The organism is Jiangella endophytica (assembly GCF_003427025.1).
Classification (GTDB): domain Bacteria; phylum Actinomycetota; class Actinomycetes; order Jiangellales; family Jiangellaceae; genus Jiangella; species Jiangella endophytica.
Map to the genome: position 1 here is coordinate 71,578 of NZ_QVAI01000009.1, position 15,811 is coordinate 87,388.

The following is a 15,811-nucleotide window of genomic DNA, read 5'->3' on the forward strand; positions in this document are numbered from 1 at the left end:
GAACGTCGCAGGAGCGTGACGGTGGGACACCGAGCCCTCCCGGGTCGTGCAGGCTTCGACATGCCACACCACCCCGGGGGCTCTCACCCCGTTCCACCCGACACACCCGCCACCCACCTCACGGCCGGATACGCCTAGCGCGGGTCGATCGTGAGGGACAGCCGAGGTCGCGTCTCGCTGCCGGCCGCGACGATCTCCTCGATCTGCTGCGCGGGCAGCCGGCTGGCTGTGGCGAGGTCGCCGATCGTGGTGCCGGCGCCGGCCAGCAGCTCGACCGCCGCTCCGAGCAGGTAGGGCGACTCAGGCGGGCCGAGTGGTCCGGGCTCCGGGTAGCCCAGCTCGGCGAGGTGCTGGTTCGCCCGCCGGTAGGCGTGCTCGCCCCACAGGCCGAGGTGACGGGCCCGGTAGACCAGCGCCGCCAGGCTGATGCCCCAGGTCGACTTGGCCCGGGCGAGCGCGTCCCAGTCGACCTTGCGTGGCAGGTCCGGTTCCAGCTCGTCCGTGGGGGCGAGGAACTCGGAGGCGAAGGTGTCGGCCTGGCGCTCGACGATCTTCGAGCCCGGGTCGACGTCCTGGTGCATGACGAGGTGGGCCAGCTCGTGCGCGGCGTCGAAGCGGCTGCGGGCGCGGTCGTCCTTGGCCGGCGACAGCAGGACGAGGGGGCGGTGGCCGGCCTCGGTCGAGAACGCGTCGACGCGATGGTCGATCTCGGGGGGCAGGCGCAGCACCACGACGCCGTGCGCCTCGAGCAGCCGGACCATGTGCGGAACCGGCCCCGCACCGACTCCGAGCCGCGCCCGGGTGGCGGCGGCGAGCCGGGCGATCGAGCCGGGCTCGGGCTCGGTCTCGACCGGCTCGGCCAGGACGGGCACGTCCGGCAGGTCGACGTACTGCTCGACCAGGTCGACCACGGCCAGCGAGATCTCGGCGAACGCGAGGGCCTGCTCGCGGGCGATGGCCGGGGTGGCGCGCAGCGAGCGGAAGTGTGCGGCGCTGGCCGGGACCGGCTCGATGGGGCGGCCCTGCCGGAAGAAGTCCAGCGGCATCCCCAACGCCAGCGCGAGCTCGGCCACGACGGCGTTGGTGGGACGTGCCGTGCCGCGCTCGAACTGGGTGATGGCGGCGGCGCTCACGCTGGTCAGGTCCGCCAGCGCGGTGCGCTGGAGTCGATGCCGCCGCCGGGCGAGCGCGAGCCGGCGGCCGTCGAAGTCGACGACGGTGCCGCTGGCCCGGCGCCGGCGGGCCCGCCGGGTCGGGTCCGACTCCGGCGTCACGGCGCGCCGGCCTCCTGTCGCCGTGGCTTGAGCGTGATGGTGGGAACCGGGGCGGGCTGGTCCTCGAAGCCGGGGGTGTCGCCGGCCGGCGTCTGGCTGGCGCCGTCGGTGCGCTGCGACGTCGCCGCCTCGTCCCACCACAACCTGGCCAGCGCGATCCAGCGGTCCGCCGTCGTCGTCGGCAGGCCCAGCCAGCCCGCCGTCAGCCCGGTCGTGAGGTCGGCACCCCAGACGAGGAACAGGTCGCGGCACGCCCGTACCGCGGTGGCCGCGTCCGGCAGTTCCACCTCGAAGAGGGCCGGCTCGGACGGGCGTCGCGCCGGCAGCCCGTACGCCGCGCGGTTGCGGGCCGCGGCCGCGTGCCTCATCTCGCCGGACTGCCAGTCGAAGTCGGCGACGAAGTCAGGCTTGCGGCCCGCGGTCGACGGAGCCTTGACCAGTCGCAGGTCCAGGCCGCCGGTGTGCAGGACGGTCGCGCCGAACTCCTGGCTGGCCTGCACGCCCGTCGCCCGCCAGCGCTCGTCACCGCGTGCGTACGCGTACAGCCGGTTCGCCAGGTTCCTGGTCGAGTTCACGCCCAGCGTGAAGGCGTCGTCGAAGAGCTCCTCCGGCTCGTACCGCGCACTGTTGGACCGCCAGACCTCGACGATCGCCTCGTGGGCCAGGCCGACCAGGCCGATGCGGTCCAGCTCGCGGCGGATCGACCGGAGATGCTGCAGCCCATGCGGGTCCCAGGTACGCATGCGGGCAGTGAAACAGGCGCGGCCGGAGTGCAGCCGCCGACACGCCGATGCAGTGGGATCGCGCCTCGGCTGCGCGGAAATCAAGTGGGAGCTACGGCCGCCAGGTTCCCTGCGCCACTTGCGGGACGAACGCGTCGAGGTCGGCGGGGAGACGCACCGTCTGGCCGGTCTCGGCGGACAGGTAGGCGGCCATCATCAGCTCGCTGACCTCGACGCCGCGGGCGAGGCTCTCCCGCGGCTGCCGCCCGGCGAGGAAGTCCGCGGCCACGGCCCGGTTCTCCGTCGTGTAGCCGTAGGTCAGCGACTCGTCGGAGACGATCGGCAGCAGGCCCTGCTCGGCGCCCTGCTTCTCGACGAGGTCCTCGCCCTCGGGTGAGCTCAGCTCGCGGCTGAGGAACAGCTGCGCCTCGGTGCTCAGCGTGCTGGCGGTCATCGAGTACTCCGGCCCGAGCAGCTCGAACGTCAGCCGCAGGCCGGGGCCGACGTAGCTCCATGAGGTGGTCGCCTCGACGACGACGTCGTCGCCGTCACCGTTGCGGAAGACGATGGTGGCGTGCGCGTAGTCCTCGGCCGGCCGCCGGGTGTAGTCGACGGCGCCGCCGAACCGCTCGGCGAGCTGGGCGGCGTGCTTCTTGCGTGACCACTTGAGCGAGGCGATCTGCGCGCTGACCGACACCGGCGTCAGCCAGTCCGAGACGTCGGCGCCGGGCGGCGTGAGCAGGTACCGGCCGGCCTCGATGGAGTGGCACATCATGTCGCTGAGCACGCCGCCGCCCTGCCTTGTGCCGTCCCAGAACCAGGCGGAGTGCGGGCCGCTGTGCTCCTCGGCGCAGCGGGCGAGGTACGGCGTCCCGGCGATTGCGGCGCCGCGGGCCCACAGCAGCTCGTGGCCGCGGGTGACGGCGGGCGCGTACACCTGGTTCTCCAGGTAGGCGTGCAACAGCCCGGCGCCCTCGACCAGGTCGTGGACGCGGCGCGCCTCGGCGAGGGTGCGGCCCAGCGGCTTCTCGACGGCGACGCCGACGAGCGACGCGCGGCCGGAGCGGACCTCGTCGGCGATCGTCTCGATGACCTCCAGCCTGGTGTGGTTCGGCGCCGTCACCCAGACGGCGTCGACGCGCGGGTCGCGGACCAGGTCGCGCACGTCGGTGTACGCGGTCGCGTCGCCGACGCCCAGCTCGCGGCAGCGTCCGGCCAGCTCGCGGGCGCTCTCACCACCGGGGCTCTGGACGGCGACGACGTCGGCGTCGCGGACGCCGGTCCACGAGGTGACGTGGAAGTTCGCCATGAAGCCGGCGCCGACGATGCCGACCCCCAGCCGTTGCCTGTTCTCCATCGTGGAAGGACCCCTAACTCCGAAGGCGTCGCTGCCGCCCGTAGAGCGACAGCAGGACGAGCAGGACGACACCGTTGACGACGGTGCGCCAGGCGCCGCCGATGTCCAGCGTGGTGAGCAGACCCTGCAGGACGGTGAGCACGATCGCGCCGACCGCGGTGCCCGCGTACCCGCCGATGCCGCCGGCCAGCAGCGTCCCGCCGATGACGACGGCCGCGACCGAGGGCAGCATGTACTGGTCGGCGAGGTCGAGGAAGACCGACTCGGTGTACCCGAGCAGCAGGATGCCGGCCAGCCCGGCGAACGTCGCCGACAGCACGTAGGCCAGGATCAGCGTCCGGTTCACCCGCACGCCGGTCAGCTCCGCGGCCGTGCGGTTGGCGCCGACGGCGAACAGGCTCCAGCCGAACGTGGTGCGGCGCAGCAGCCAGACGGCGAGCAGGCCGAGCAGCAGCCACAGGAACAGCAGACCGGGCAGGTCGAGGATCACCCGCCCGTTGACCAGCGACGTCAGCGCCGGCGCCGCGCGGCCCTCGGCCTGGCCGCCGGTGTAGGCGAGGATGAGCCCCTGCACGACGCCGATCATGCCCAGCGTCATGACGAACGGCGGGATCCGCAGCAGCGTGACGCCCAGCCCGTTGACCAGTCCGATCGCGGCCGCGACCAGCAGCGCCAGCGCCACGGCCGGGACGATGTTGGCGTCGTCGCCGGCCATGACCCGCGACCCGATGATCGCCGAGAACGTCGCCACCTTGCCGACGGACAGGTCGACGCCCCCGCCACCGGCGATGATGACGATGGTCTGGCCGATCGCGATGACGCCGAGGAACGCCGCCACCCGCATGAGGTTGACCAGCTGGCCGTACCCGGCGAAGCCGGGGGAGACGATCTCGCCGGCGATCACCAAAGCGACGGCGACGGTCCCGGCCAGTGCGACCGGTCCCGGCCGCCAGGCCGTGAGCCCGCGACGTGGCGTGTCCACCACCGGTGTGCTCATGCCGACGGCCTCCTCTTCTGCAGCGCGGGGATGCCGGCCAGGGCCAGCGCCAGGATGATCACGGCGCCGTTGACCAGCTGCCGGTAGTCGGTGGGCACGTCGGCGAAGAAGATGATGTTCGTCACGAGCGCCAGGACGATCGCGCCGAGCACCGACCCGCCCGCCCCACCGCGGCCGCCTGCCAGCGCCGTGCCGCCGATCACCACGGCGGCCACCGACGCCAGCGTCAGCTCGTTGCCGACGAACGGGTCTCCGGACCCGGTGTTGGCCAGGATCGCCAGTGCCGACAGAGCGGCGAACAGCCCGCCGAGCACATACGCCCAGACCCGGGTCCGCGCGACCGGCACCAGCGACGCGTACGCCGCGTCCGCGTCGCCGCCGACGGCGTAGACGTGCCGCAGCACGCGGTGCCGGCGCAGCACCAGCCAGACCAGCGCGAGCGCGACGATCAGCAGCAGCGCGACCGGCACACCGAGCACGGAGTCGCGGTACGCCGTCGTGATCTCGAACGGCACCGACCCGCCCGGAGTCGGCAGCACGACCAACGCCAGCCCGCTGAACACGAAGCTGGTCGCGAACGTCGCGACGATCGGCTGCAGTCGCAGCAGCGCCACGACCAGCCCGTTGAGCGCGCCACAGGCCAGCCCGACGCCGAGCGCGGCCGCGACGGCCAGCGGGAACCGGTCCAGCGACCCGTCGACGACCTGGACGGCGACGACGCTGGCCAGCGTGACCTGGGCCCCCAGCGAGAGATCCAGCCCGCCGCTCAGCACGACGATCGTCTGCCCGACGGCGATCGCCACCAACGGCACGAACGTCGCGAAGTTCGAGGTCAGCGCGTAGGAGTCCCAGAAGTTCGGCTGCAGCGCGGAGTTGACGGCGACCGCGACGACCAGCATCGCGACCGTCGCCAGGCCGGACAGCTGGACGCCGCGCACCCGGTCCACGAGCCCGGCGGCCGCGCCGGTCACAGTGTCTCTCCGGGCCCCAGCCGCAGTGCGCTGGAGATCAGCCGGCGCTCCGAGATCGCCTCGGCGTCCAGTTCCTCCACGACGGTGCCCTCGAACACCACGAGAACGCGGTCGCTGAGCTCGGTGAGCTCGCGGTTGTCGCTGGAGTTGAGGATGACGACGGCGCCGTCGTCGGCGAGGCCGCGCACGATCGCGTAGATCTCCTCCTTCGCGGCGACGTCGACGCCCTTGGTCGGGTCGTCGAGCAGGACGACGCGGGGCCGGTCGAGCAGCCACTTGCCGATGACGACCTTCTGCTGGTTGCCGCCGGACAGCGTCGACACCGGGTCGGCCAGCGAGCCGATCTTGATCCGCAGCCGCTCCACCATGGCCGTCGCGGCGCCGCGTTCGGCCGCGCCGCGCAGCGCGAGCCGTGCCGTCGCGCGGCGGTGCATGCTGGCCAGCGAGAGGTTCTCCTGGATCGGCCGCACGGCGAACATGCCCTGCCGGCCGCGGTCGCCGGGCACCAGCGCGACACCGGCCCGCGCCGCCTTCACCGGTGACGACAGCGGCAGCGGGCGGCCGTCCAGCACCGCCTCGCCGGCGCCGACGTGCGCGCCGCCGAACAGCGCGAGCAGCAGCTCGGACTGGCCCTGTCCCTGCAGCCCGCCCAGACCCAGCACCTCGCCGGAGCGGACGGTGAAGCTGACGTCGCGCAGCCGGTCGGTGGTGAGGCCGCGCACCTCCAGCGTGGCCGCTGGGCTGCTGACCGGGCCCTCCGCCGCCGATCCCGCGCCAGCGGCACCGGCCCGTGCCGCACGCGGTGCCTGGTGCGGCGCGTCGCCGACCATCAGCCGGACGAGCTCGTCCTCGTCGGTGGCGGCCAGTTCGACGGTGCCGGCGGTGCGGCCGTTGCGCAGGACGGTGGCGCGGTCGCAGAGCGCGAAGACCTCGTCCAGCCGGTGCGACGTGAACAGGACGAGGACGCCGTCGGCGCGCAGCTCGCGGACCACGTCGAACAGCACGTCGACCTGCTCCTTGTGCAGCGACGCGGTGGCCTCGTCGAGCACCAGGATCCGCGGCCGCCGGGCCAGCGCCTTGGCGACCTCGACGATCTGCCGCTCGCCGGGGCCGAGCGCGCTGGCCGGCCGGTCCAGCGGCAGTCGTCCCGCGAACGCGGCGGTGAACCGCTCCAGAGCGGCGCCGGCGCGGTCGCGGGCGGCCCGCTGGTCGAGGAACCCGAACCGGCGGGCCGGCTCCAGCCCGAGCACGACATTCTGTGTCACGGTGAGGTCGCCGACAATGCTGAGCTGCTGGTACACGGCGGCGACGCCGAGCGCGTGCGCGTCGCGCGGGCCGCCGATGCGCGCCTCGGCTCCGTCGATGCGGATCGTCCCGGCGTCCGGGACGACGGTGCCGGCCAGGGTCTTGTCCAGCGTGCTCTTGCCGGAGCCGTTCGGCCCGAGCAGGGCGTGCACCTCGCCGCGCACCGCGGTGAGCTCGGCCCCGTCGAGCGCCTGGACGCCGCCGTAGCGCTTGCGGACGCCGCTCATCTCCAGCAGCGGCGTGCTCACTCGAAGAAGTCCGCGGCCTCGTCGCGGGTCAGCGAACCGTCCAGGCTGTACGCGTCGCTCTCGCTGCCGGCCTCGCCCCAGTACTGGTCGAAGGTGGTCTCGTCGACGGTGTAGGGGATCGGCACGTGGACGGTGTTGCCGTCGATGGTGCCGGACGCGAACTCCCGCCCGTCGAGCACGTTGACGGCCATGTGCAGCGCGGAGACGGCGCCGCCGGGCGGGTTGACGACGCCGATGCTCTGGAACCCGGTGGCGCGGGCGTCGTTCCACAGCCGCATGAAGCCGACCCGGGCCTCGCCGCTGATGGTGATGCGGTCCAGCCGGCCGGCCGCGTCGACGGCGCGGAACACGCCCTCGGCCATGCCGTCCTGCGTCCAGACGCCGTCGACGTCGGGGTAGGTGGCCAGCAGGTTCGTCATGACCTGCTGCCCCGTCGCCTGGTCCCAGTTGCCGTCGGCGACGGTGAGCACGTTGACGCCGGCGTCGGTGAAGACCTGCTCGGCGGCGCCCCAGCGCATCTCGTTGGCGGGGTGCCCGGCGATGCCGTTGACGACGACCACGTTGCCGCCCTGCCCGACCTGCCCGGCCAGCCAGTCGGCGGAGATGCGGGCCCACTCGGCCTGGTCGATGACGACGTTCGTGACATCCTCGGACGTCACCGCCTGGTCGATGGCGAACACCTCGATGCCCTGCCCGGTCGCCTCGCGGAACACGGCATCCAGCGCGGTCTCGGAGTTCGGGTTGACGATGATCGCGTCGACGCCGCGGTTGATGAGGTTGCGGATCTGCTGGATCTGACCGTTGACGTCGGTGTCGGCGCTCTCGACCACCAGCTCGTCGACGACGCCCTCCGCCTCGTACTCGGCGAACGCCTCCTCCAGGCCGTCGACCATCTGGGTGCGCCACTCGCTGCCGACGAAGCCGTTGGAGAGGCCGATCGTGTAGGGCTGGTCACCGGAGCCGCCGTCGCCACCGTCGCCGTCGTCGGAGCTGCAGGCCGCCAGGAGCAGGGCGACGCTGCCGGCCACGGCCCCCGCGCGCCACCCTCGACTCGGTCTCGGCATCAGGACCACACCCTTTCTCAGGCGACTTTTCATCCATGACGAGTGATAAGTGCCGCCCATCGTGCCGTACGTCGCGCAGCGCCGTCTACCGTTCCGGGTCACGTTTCCGGCACGAAGCCACGCCGCCGACCCCAAGTTGATCTTGGAGTTGTTCGTCCATCTACCGGACATTCCGGGCGCGATGGCCGAAGAACTCCAAGATCAACTCGGGGTCGGGGGTCAGCGGGTGGCGGCGACGTAGGCGGAGTCGCTGACCAGGCGCGCCGCCAGCTCGGCGGCGCCAATGATGACAGCGTCGTCGCCCAGTTCGGACGCGGCCAGGCGGGGGACGTGGGGGACGCGGCCGACGAGGCGGTCGCGCAGGCCGGGCGTGATGAGGTCGGCCGCGCCGCCCATCTCGCCGCCGACGATCACCAGCTCCGGGTCGAGGACGGTGCACAGGTTGGCGACCGCCAGGGCGACGTAGTCGAGGGTCTCCTCCAGCAGTGCCCGCGCCTCGACGCTGCCACTCCTGACCAGGTCGAACACGTCGGCGGCGGTCAGCGGCCGACCGTCGGGCGCCGCGATGCCGCGTTCGCGGGCCTGCCGGGTCAGCCCGGCCGAGCCGACCCGGCTCTCCAGGTCGCCGAAGCCCGGGAACAGTCGGGCCAGCGATGAGCGGTCCAGCAGCATGTAGCCGATCTCGCCGGCCGCCGCTCGCGAGCCGCGGTGCAGCCGGCCGCCGGTGACGATACCGGTGCCGATGCCGGTCCCGAGCACGACGGCGACGAGGTCCTGCACGCCGCGGCCGGCGCCGCGGTGGTGCTCGCCGACGGCCAGGACGTTCGCATCGTTCTCGACGACGACCGGCAGACCGGTGCGCTCGCTCAGCAGCGAGCCGACCGGCACCTCGCGCCAGTCGAGCGCGGGCGCCCAGGTCACTCGTCCGTCGGCGCCGGCGACGCCCGGGACGGCGACCCCGATGGCCTGGCTGGGCTGGCCCCGTCCGCCGGCGGCGGCGCCCAGCTCGGTGACCACCGACAACGCCTCCTCGAGCCGGATGGTGGCGCGGTCGGCGGCATGCAGCACGTCGGGGACGACGGGGCGCTGGACGCGATGGACGATGCTGCCGTCGAAGTCGACCAGGGCGCCCTCGGTGCGCGTGGCACCCACGTGCAGCACCGACACCAGGTGTGCGCGGCCGCTGTAGCGCAGCAGGATCGACGGCCGCCCGCCGGTCGACGGCTGGTGGCCGTCGGTGACGATCAGGCCCTTGCGCAGCAGGTGCCCGGCCAGCCGGTTCACCGTCGCCGCGCTGAGACCGGTGCGCGCGCCGATCTCCTGCCGCGACAGCGGCCCGTGCTGACGGAGCGCGTCGAGGATCGCGGTCTGGTTCACCCGCGAGACGGTCTCGGCGTTGGCCGTCGAGGAGGTCCGACCGGACATGGCTGCTCCCCCTGGAGTTTTCTATCAGGCTGATACTGTACCCATCCCCAGCCCGCTCGAGACTGGAGACGTCGCCCGTGGTGATGCCCGGAACCGACCGTACCGGCCTGGCCGTCCCGCTGCGCCGTGCCCTCGCCGACGCCGGCTGGCTGCCGTCCGGGAGCGCCGCTATGGCCCCGTCCGGCAGGGGCGATCCGGGCGCCGGCGACGGGGGAGCAGTGCCGGTCGTGGGCGTCGATCTCGGCGGCACGAAGCTGCACGCGGTGCTCTACGACCCGGACCGGCACCGGCTGCTGGACCGGGTCGAGCGCACCGATCCGCGTGGTGGCACGGCGGTGACCAGCCAGATCGCCAGGCTCGTGGAGTCGTTGACCGCGGCCGCGGGGCTCACCGGCCGGCCGCCGCGGGTGGCGGTCGGCTGTCCGGGTGCGCCGGACCCGGCGACCGGCGCGGTCGGCCACGCGCCGAACATCCCCGGCTGGGACCGCATGGACGTGCCGGCCGACCTCGAGGCCCGTCTGGGCGCCCGGCCGCTGGTGCACAACGACGCGAACCTGGCCGCGTGGGGCGAGCACGCCTGGCTGCCCGGCCGTGGCGGCGACCTCGCGTTCGTCGCGGTCGGGACGGGGGTCGGGCTCGGCCTGGTCCTGGGCGGGCGCATCTACGCCGGCAGTCGCGGCCTGGCCGGCGAGGTGGCCGACCTTCCGTTCGGCTCGGATCCGTTCGATCCCGCCAACCTCGTGCACGGCCCGCTGGAACAGCAGGTCAGCGGCGGTGGAGTCGAACGGCGATACCTGGAGCTGGCCGGCCGGCGGCGGCCCGCGCCGGAGGTCTTCGCGGCCGCGGCGGACGGCGACGGGGCGGCCGCACAGGTGCTGGACGAGCTCGGACGGCTGCTCGCGCTGGCGCTGCGGGCCGTCCGGGCCATCGTCGATCCGGCGACGTTCGTGCTCGGCGGCGGCGTCGGCTCCAGGCCCGAGACGCTGGCCGCCACCCGACGCTGGCTCGCCCGCACCGAGGGCGAGTCGTTGCAGGTCAGAGCTAGCGCGTTCGGCGAGCGCGCCGCCGTCGCCGGTGCCCTGGCCGCGGCCGTCGCGGCCTAGTTTTACATCACCTAGATGAGAAAGTTGCCGCAAATCTCCGATTCGGGGTTCCCGTGACGATCTGTCACGGGTAGCTTCACAGAGATCAGCGGTCTGCTCACCGTTCTTCTCTGCCTGAGCGGATCCGTTCCTCCGTCGTGCCCCCGACCCCCGAAGGAGTGGCCATGACCAGGACCGCGACACGACGATGGGCAACGGCGGGAGTGCTGGCGGCGGTGGCCGCCGGGCTGCTGACCGGGCCCTCCGCCGCCGATCCCGCGCCGGCGCCGGAACGGGACCCGGTCGCGGCGGCCGACGACGCGTGTCCGGGCGGCTGGTCCACCGAGACCACCGTGTGGTTCGGCCCGCCGCGCATCGACACCGGCATCGCGAACCCCGGCCGCGACGACGGCTGCACGCTGCTCGACGTCGTCTGGGCGGAGGAGCCGTTCGGCACGCACGGCGAGTTCGTCGGCACCGTCGTGCGGGCGACCCGCGAGTTCCGCGACCTCGGCCTGCTCGACCAGCGGGAGTCCGCGGCGATCCGGTCGGCGGCCGCACGCAGTGCCGTCGGCGGCCCGCACGACGAGTCGATCCCGAACACCTGCACCGACCGCGTCGCACTGACCTTCGACGACGGCCCGTCCTTCTATCGCGACCAGACGCTGGCGATCCTGCGCGAGAAGCAGGTCACGGCGACCTTCTTCGACGCCGGCATGCGCATCGACGCGAACCCGCAGCTGCCGGCGTTCGAGCGGGCGGAAGGCCACCTGGTGCTCAACCACACCTACGAGCACCCGAACCTCAACCAGGTCACGATGCCGCGCCTGCGGCAGGAGCTGCGCGACGCCGAGGCGGCGCTGGACCGGGCCGGCGTCGAGCGCCCGTTCGTCGGCATGCGCCCGCCGTTCCTCGCGGCGAACGCGCAGGTCCGGGCGGAGCTGGCGCGACTGGGCTCCACCGTCATCAGCGGCGACATCGACGCGGCGGACTGGGAGCCGGACCGCCCGGCCGCCCAGCTGCGGGCCGACATCGCCGCGGGCATCGCCGACGGGCGGCGCAACATCTTCCTGCACGACGGCCCGATCGACACTGTCGCCGGCCGGGAGCTGATGGAGGCGCTGCCGCTGATCATCGACGACGTCCGGGCGGCCGGGCTGTGCTTCGGCACGTTCGACAGCACCGGCGCGATCGTCGCCGACCGGTACGTGTCCAGCGGCGAGCCGATCCCGTCGGTCGAGAACGCGGTCCCGTACCTGCCGCTGCTGTTCGGCGGCGGGTTGCCGCCGGAGCCGTACGAGATCATCACGCCGACGCCGGTCACCGCCGCGACGCCGGCTGCCGCCCAGACGGCCGACGCCGACGAGTGCCCGAACGGCTGGTCGCCGGAGGAGACGGTGTGGTTCGGCCCGCCCCGGGTCGAGACCGGCGTCGCGAACCCCGAGGGCGCGGACGGCTGCACGCTGCTGGACCGCGTCTGGGCGGGCGAGCCGTTCGGCACGCACGGCGAGTTCGTCGCCGCCGCCCGCGCGGCCGCCGACGCCTTCGTCGCGTCCGGTCAGCTGTCGCGCGCCGACCGCGCCCGGGTCGTCTCGGCGGCCGGCCGGACCCAGGTCGGCGGCCCGCGCGACACGTCCGTCCCGAACACGTGCGACGACCGGCTGGCCATCCAGTTCGACGACGGCCCGTCGCACTACCGGACGGAGACGCTGCGGATCCTGCGCGAGAAGCAGGTGACCGGGGTGTTCATGGACACCGGAACCCGGGTCGCGGCGAACCCGCAGTTCGCGCGGTTCCAGCTGGCCGAGGGACACGAGCTGCTCAATCACACGTACAGCCACGCCAACCTCAACCAGGTGCTCGCGGCCGGTGGGCCGGAGGCCGTCAGGCAGGAACTCCTGGATGCCGAGGCCGCGTTCGCCGCGGCCGGCGCGCCGATCTCGTTCAAGGGCGTCCGGCCGCCGTTCGGGGCGGCGAACGCGCAGGTCAGGCAGATCATCGCCGATCTCGGCTACACCGACTACATGACCCGCATCGGCACCGACGACTGGGTGCCGGAGCGCACGCCGCAGCAGATCAGCGGCGCGATCGTCGAGCAACTGCACCCCGGCGCGATCATCTCGCTGCACGACGGGCCGTACGACACGCCCGCCGGGCCCGGCACGAACGGCGGACTGGCGCTGCTGATCGACGCCGCCCGCGAGCTGGGCTACTGCTTCGGCACGGTCGACGCGAGCGGTGAGGTCGTGGCGGACCGGCTGATCCCGACCGGCGACCCGATCCCGGTGGTGGAGAACCCGGTGCCGTACGCGCCGCTGGTCTTCCCCGGCGAGCCACCGGAGCCGTACGTCATCCTCGGCTGAGTTTCACGCCGTCGGCACCTCGGTGACCACGACGTCGACGGTGGCCGGGCGGCCGGGCGCGGACGGCGGGGTCAGCTCCGCCGTCCAGCCCAGCCGGGTCAGCACCGTGACCAGACGTTTCGGGGTGGCGACGTTCGCGCCGTCCTGCAGCAGCCGCCGCACGATGCGGCCCTTCGTCGCCTTGTTGTGGTGGCTGACGACGCTCCGCCTGCCGTCGTGCTCGTGCAGGACGCGCACGACGACAGTGCGGGCGGCGAGGTCGGCCGGCGGCCGCCAGAATGCCGCGTACGTGCTGGAGCGCAGGTCGACGATCAGCTCGTCGCCGGCCGCGGCGGGCAGGCTCTTGCCCAGCGGGCGGCGCCAGAACGCGGCCAGCGGCCCGACGCCGGGCAGGCTCACGCCGCCGCCCAGGCGGTAGGCCGGGATGACGTCCGACGGCCGCAGCATGCCCCACAGCCCGCTGGTGATCAGGACCGACGCGTCGGCCCGCCGGGCCGTGCCGCCGCGCAGCGACCGCAGGCCGAGCGCGTCGTACAGCACGCCGGAGTACACGTCGCGGGCCGGCGCGGCCGGCGCGTGCGGGAGGACGGCGTTGCGCTCGACGTCGGCGGCCTGCGTCGGGCCGAGCCCCAGCGCCGCCGCCGCGGCCTCCGGCGACGTGCGGCACAGCCGGACCAGCGCGGCCAGTAGGTCGACGCGGTCGCCGGTCAGCTCCGGGAACGACAACGCGTCGAGATCGACGGCGGCCGCGCCGTCGTCCGGCGCGGTCTTGCCCTCGGACGGCGGCAGCAGGATCAGCACTCCGGCAGGGTAACCGCCGGTTCCGTCAGACGACGGACGGCCGGCGCACAACGTCCGTCATCTGCCCGGTGAGGTTTGGATCCAACCTGGCTAGCGTCCCTGCGGGGGGCCGATGCCGCAATCCGCAGCGCGGGCAGCCCTCCACGGACGAGGGGTGGGAGCGACGATGGTGAGGCGGAAGATCGCGGCCGCGGTGGGGGCGGCCGGGCTGTTGGGTGCGGTGCTGACGGGCGCGGTCCCGTCGGCGGCGGCGCCGGAGGAGGTCGGGTCGGCGACGGTGGTGCCGCTGCAGGTGACGGGTGACCCGGAGGACCGGCTGAACCTCATCGTCCTGGGCGACGGGTACACCGCCGAGGAGATGCAGCAGTTCCGCGACGACGTCGACAAGCATCTGAACGTGCAGTGGAGCATCGAGCCGTTCCGCAGCTACCGCGACTACTTCAACGTGTACATGATCGAGATCGTGTCGGGGGAGTCCGGCATCAGCTGCGACCCCGACGACGGCAACGTCCGCCGCGACACGCCGCTGAAGCTGCAGTACGCCGGCACCTGCCCGGCCGGCGCGAACGCCCGCGGCGTCACGTTCGGCGCCGGCGGCCAGGACGCGCTGGAGCGGTACGCGTCGATGATCCCGGGTGTCACGGCGCAGAACCGGCAGACCCTGACGATCGCCAACACCAGCACGTACGGTGGCATCGGCGGCCGCAACGCCACGACGACCGGGCAGGCGCCGCAGGGCCCGCTGGTCAGTCCGCACGAGCTGGGCCACTCGCTGGGGAACCTGCAGGACGAGTACCCGTACAGCACCCGCAACGTGCCCGGCGCGCCGTACACCGGTGGCGAGCCGTCGTCGATCCACCACACGATCCTCACCGAGCAGCAGATGCGCGACCAGCAGGTCAAGTGGTACCGCTGGCTGGGCGAGGAGAGCCTGTCCGGCGGCGTCATCGGCCGGTACGAGAGCGGTCAGACGCGTGCCTCGGGCATCTGGCGGCCGAGCGAGCACTCGATCATGCGCTGGATCGGTTACCACTTCGACCAGATCGGCCGCGAGCGGATGATCGAGAAGATCTCCGGCCGCCGCGACGACGTCGAGATGACGGTGCAGTCGACCCCGACGGACCAGCCGGTGTCGCCGGGCGACGTGCTCTGGGTCGAGACGATGCACCCGCTGTACCACGAGCTCACCGTCACTTGGGCGGTCAACGGCCAGGTCGTCGCAGGGACGAACAACAGCCGCAACTTCGACCTCGACGCGCACGGCGTCCAGATCGGCGACACCGTGACGGTCACCGTCTCCGACGACACCACGGACGTCCGTGACCCTGCCGTCGCCGACGGTGGCGCCCTCACCCAGACGCGCGAGTGGACCATCGTCGAGGAGCCGCCCGCGCCGGCCGACGTCGAGTTCACCTCGTCGACCTCCACCACGCACCCGGTCGGCGGCCGGGACGTCGTCTATGTCGAGACCACCCACCCGCGCGACCGGATCCTCGACGTCACATGGCGCCTGAACGGCAGCGTGCTGGCGAACCCGGACAACTCGCGCAACCTGGACCTCGGCGCGCTGAACCTGCGGGCCGGCACCTACCAGCTCACGGCGACGGTGTCCGACCCGGAGGTCGCGGGAGCGCCCACCGACACGCTCACCTGGACCGTCGACAACGTCGCGCCCGAGGTGAGCGTCGAGCTGTCCGACCCGGTCTCCGTCGTGCCCGGCACCCGGGTGCGCCCGCCGCACTACGTGTTCCGCGAGTGGTTCGAGATGGGTCTGGCGGCCACCGACGACCAGGACGGCTACGTCGTCATCGAGTTCCAGCTCGACGGCGACGGCTGGTTCAACTACCACGGCTGGCCGGACGCGCCCGAGGGGACGCCGTACCGGTTCACCCCGGCCGGGACCGTCATCAAGGAGATCGCGTACGGCAACCTCGGCAGCGGCGGGGTCACCAAGGCGCCGTTCGAGCAGTCCTACCCGGACTTCGAGCCCGGGTACGGCCGGCACGAGCTGCAGTACCGGGCCATCGACTCGGCCGGGAACATCAGCGAGCCGAAGACCTTCACGGTCACCGTCACCGACACCAACGGCGCGGTGGCGCTGCCTCCGGGAGCGATCGTGCCGGACTGAGCGCCGGGGCCGAGAGACCCGGGCGGGCGCCCCTGACGTGCGGGGCGCCCGCCCGTCACAACCGCGTCCAACGT

At 73.2% G+C, this 15,811-nt stretch carries 12 protein-coding genes; 3 read left to right on the forward strand and 9 right to left on the reverse strand.

Annotation, left to right across the window (positions count from 1 at the left end; all coding sequences use genetic code 11):
- Positions 1-134: 134 nt before the first annotated feature.
- From DZA62_RS18590 to DZA62_RS18630, 8 genes are all read right to left on the reverse strand, one after another.
- The gene (locus DZA62_RS18590; RefSeq protein WP_116950413.1) at positions 135-1,274 is read right to left on the reverse strand and encodes an XRE family transcriptional regulator; all 1,140 of its coding nucleotides are present in this window, start codon (positions 1,272-1,274) and stop codon (positions 135-137) included.
- Entirely contained in the window at positions 1,271-2,017 is a 747-nt protein-coding gene (locus DZA62_RS18595) for a hypothetical protein (protein WP_116950414.1), read from the reverse strand. The genes DZA62_RS18590 and DZA62_RS18595 overlap by 4 nt, the downstream gene beginning before the upstream one ends.
- Positions 2,018-2,108: 91 nt before the next feature.
- Positions 2,109-3,353: a Gfo/Idh/MocA family protein gene (locus tag DZA62_RS18600; RefSeq protein WP_116950415.1), complete on the reverse strand. Its 1,245-nt coding sequence runs from the start codon at positions 3,351-3,353 to the stop codon at positions 2,109-2,111.
- Between the two features lie 13 nt (positions 3,354-3,366).
- On the reverse strand, positions 3,367-4,350 hold the full coding sequence (locus DZA62_RS18605) for an ABC transporter permease (RefSeq protein WP_116950416.1): 984 nt from the start codon (positions 4,348-4,350) through the stop codon (positions 3,367-3,369).
- Entirely contained in the window at positions 4,347-5,321 is a 975-nt protein-coding gene (locus tag DZA62_RS18610) for an ABC transporter permease (RefSeq protein ID WP_198663935.1), read from the reverse strand. The genes DZA62_RS18605 and DZA62_RS18610 overlap by 4 nt, the downstream gene beginning before the upstream one ends.
- Positions 5,318-6,874, reverse strand: coding sequence for a sugar ABC transporter ATP-binding protein (locus DZA62_RS18615; protein ID WP_116950417.1), 1,557 nt, complete (start codon positions 6,872-6,874; stop codon positions 5,318-5,320). Before DZA62_RS18615 ends, DZA62_RS18610 begins: the two co-directional genes overlap by 4 nt.
- Positions 6,871-7,902, reverse strand: coding sequence for a substrate-binding domain-containing protein (locus DZA62_RS18620; RefSeq protein ID WP_198663936.1), 1,032 nt, complete (start codon positions 7,900-7,902; stop codon positions 6,871-6,873). The genes DZA62_RS18615 and DZA62_RS18620 overlap by 4 nt, the downstream gene beginning before the upstream one ends.
- A 255-nt stretch (positions 7,903-8,157) precedes the next feature.
- Entirely contained in the window at positions 8,158-9,363 is a 1,206-nt protein-coding gene (locus DZA62_RS18630) for an ROK family transcriptional regulator (RefSeq protein ID WP_116950419.1), read from the reverse strand.
- Positions 9,364-9,446: 83 nt separating this feature from the next.
- On the opposite strand from DZA62_RS18630, the gene DZA62_RS18635 reads away from it, so the two are divergent.
- Together DZA62_RS18635 and DZA62_RS18640 are read left to right on the forward strand one after the other, a co-directional pair.
- Positions 9,447-10,466 carry an ROK family protein gene (locus tag DZA62_RS18635; RefSeq protein WP_157987758.1) on the forward strand — a complete coding sequence of 340 codons (1,020 nt, stop codon included), beginning with the start codon at positions 9,447-9,449 and terminating at the stop codon, positions 10,464-10,466.
- Between the two features lie 164 nt (positions 10,467-10,630).
- Positions 10,631-12,808: a polysaccharide deacetylase family protein gene (locus DZA62_RS18640; RefSeq protein ID WP_116950421.1), complete on the forward strand. Its 2,178-nt coding sequence runs from the start codon at positions 10,631-10,633 to the stop codon at positions 12,806-12,808.
- Positions 12,809-12,811: 3 nt separating this feature from the next.
- On the opposite strand, the gene yaaA is transcribed toward DZA62_RS18640, so the two are convergent.
- A complete protein-coding gene (yaaA, locus tag DZA62_RS18645; RefSeq protein ID WP_116950422.1) occupies positions 12,812-13,609 on the reverse strand; it encodes a peroxide stress protein YaaA in 798 nt (265 codons plus the stop codon).
- A gap of 166 nt (positions 13,610-13,775) precedes the next feature.
- Between yaaA and DZA62_RS18650 the strand changes: the two genes are divergently transcribed.
- Entirely contained in the window at positions 13,776-15,737 is a 1,962-nt protein-coding gene (locus DZA62_RS18650) for a M64 family metallopeptidase (protein ID WP_116950423.1), read from the forward strand.
- Positions 15,738-15,811: the final 74 nt, after the last annotated feature.

Bases quoted from the DNA above. Each gene is read 5' to 3' on its own strand.
- DZA62_RS18595 (WP_116950414.1), bottom strand. From the start codon at position 2,017: ATGCGTACCTGGGACCCGCATGGGCTGCAGCATCTCCGGTCGATCCGC.
- DZA62_RS18600 (WP_116950415.1), bottom strand. From the start codon at position 3,353: ATGGAGAACAGGCAACGGCTGGGGGTCGGCATCGTCGGCGCCGGCTTC.
- DZA62_RS18605 (WP_116950416.1), bottom strand. From the start codon at position 4,350: ATGAGCACACCGGTGGTGGACACGCCACGTCGCGGGCTCACGGCCTGG.
- DZA62_RS18630 (WP_116950419.1), bottom strand. From the start codon at position 9,363: ATGTCCGGTCGGACCTCCTCGACGGCCAACGCCGAGACCGTCTCGCGG.
- DZA62_RS18635 (WP_157987758.1), top strand. From the start codon at position 9,447: ATGCCCGGAACCGACCGTACCGGCCTGGCCGTCCCGCTGCGCCGTGCC.
- DZA62_RS18640 (WP_116950421.1), top strand. From the start codon at position 10,631: ATGACCAGGACCGCGACACGACGATGGGCAACGGCGGGAGTGCTGGCG.
- DZA62_RS18650 (WP_116950423.1), top strand. From the start codon at position 13,776: ATGGTGAGGCGGAAGATCGCGGCCGCGGTGGGGGCGGCCGGGCTGTTG.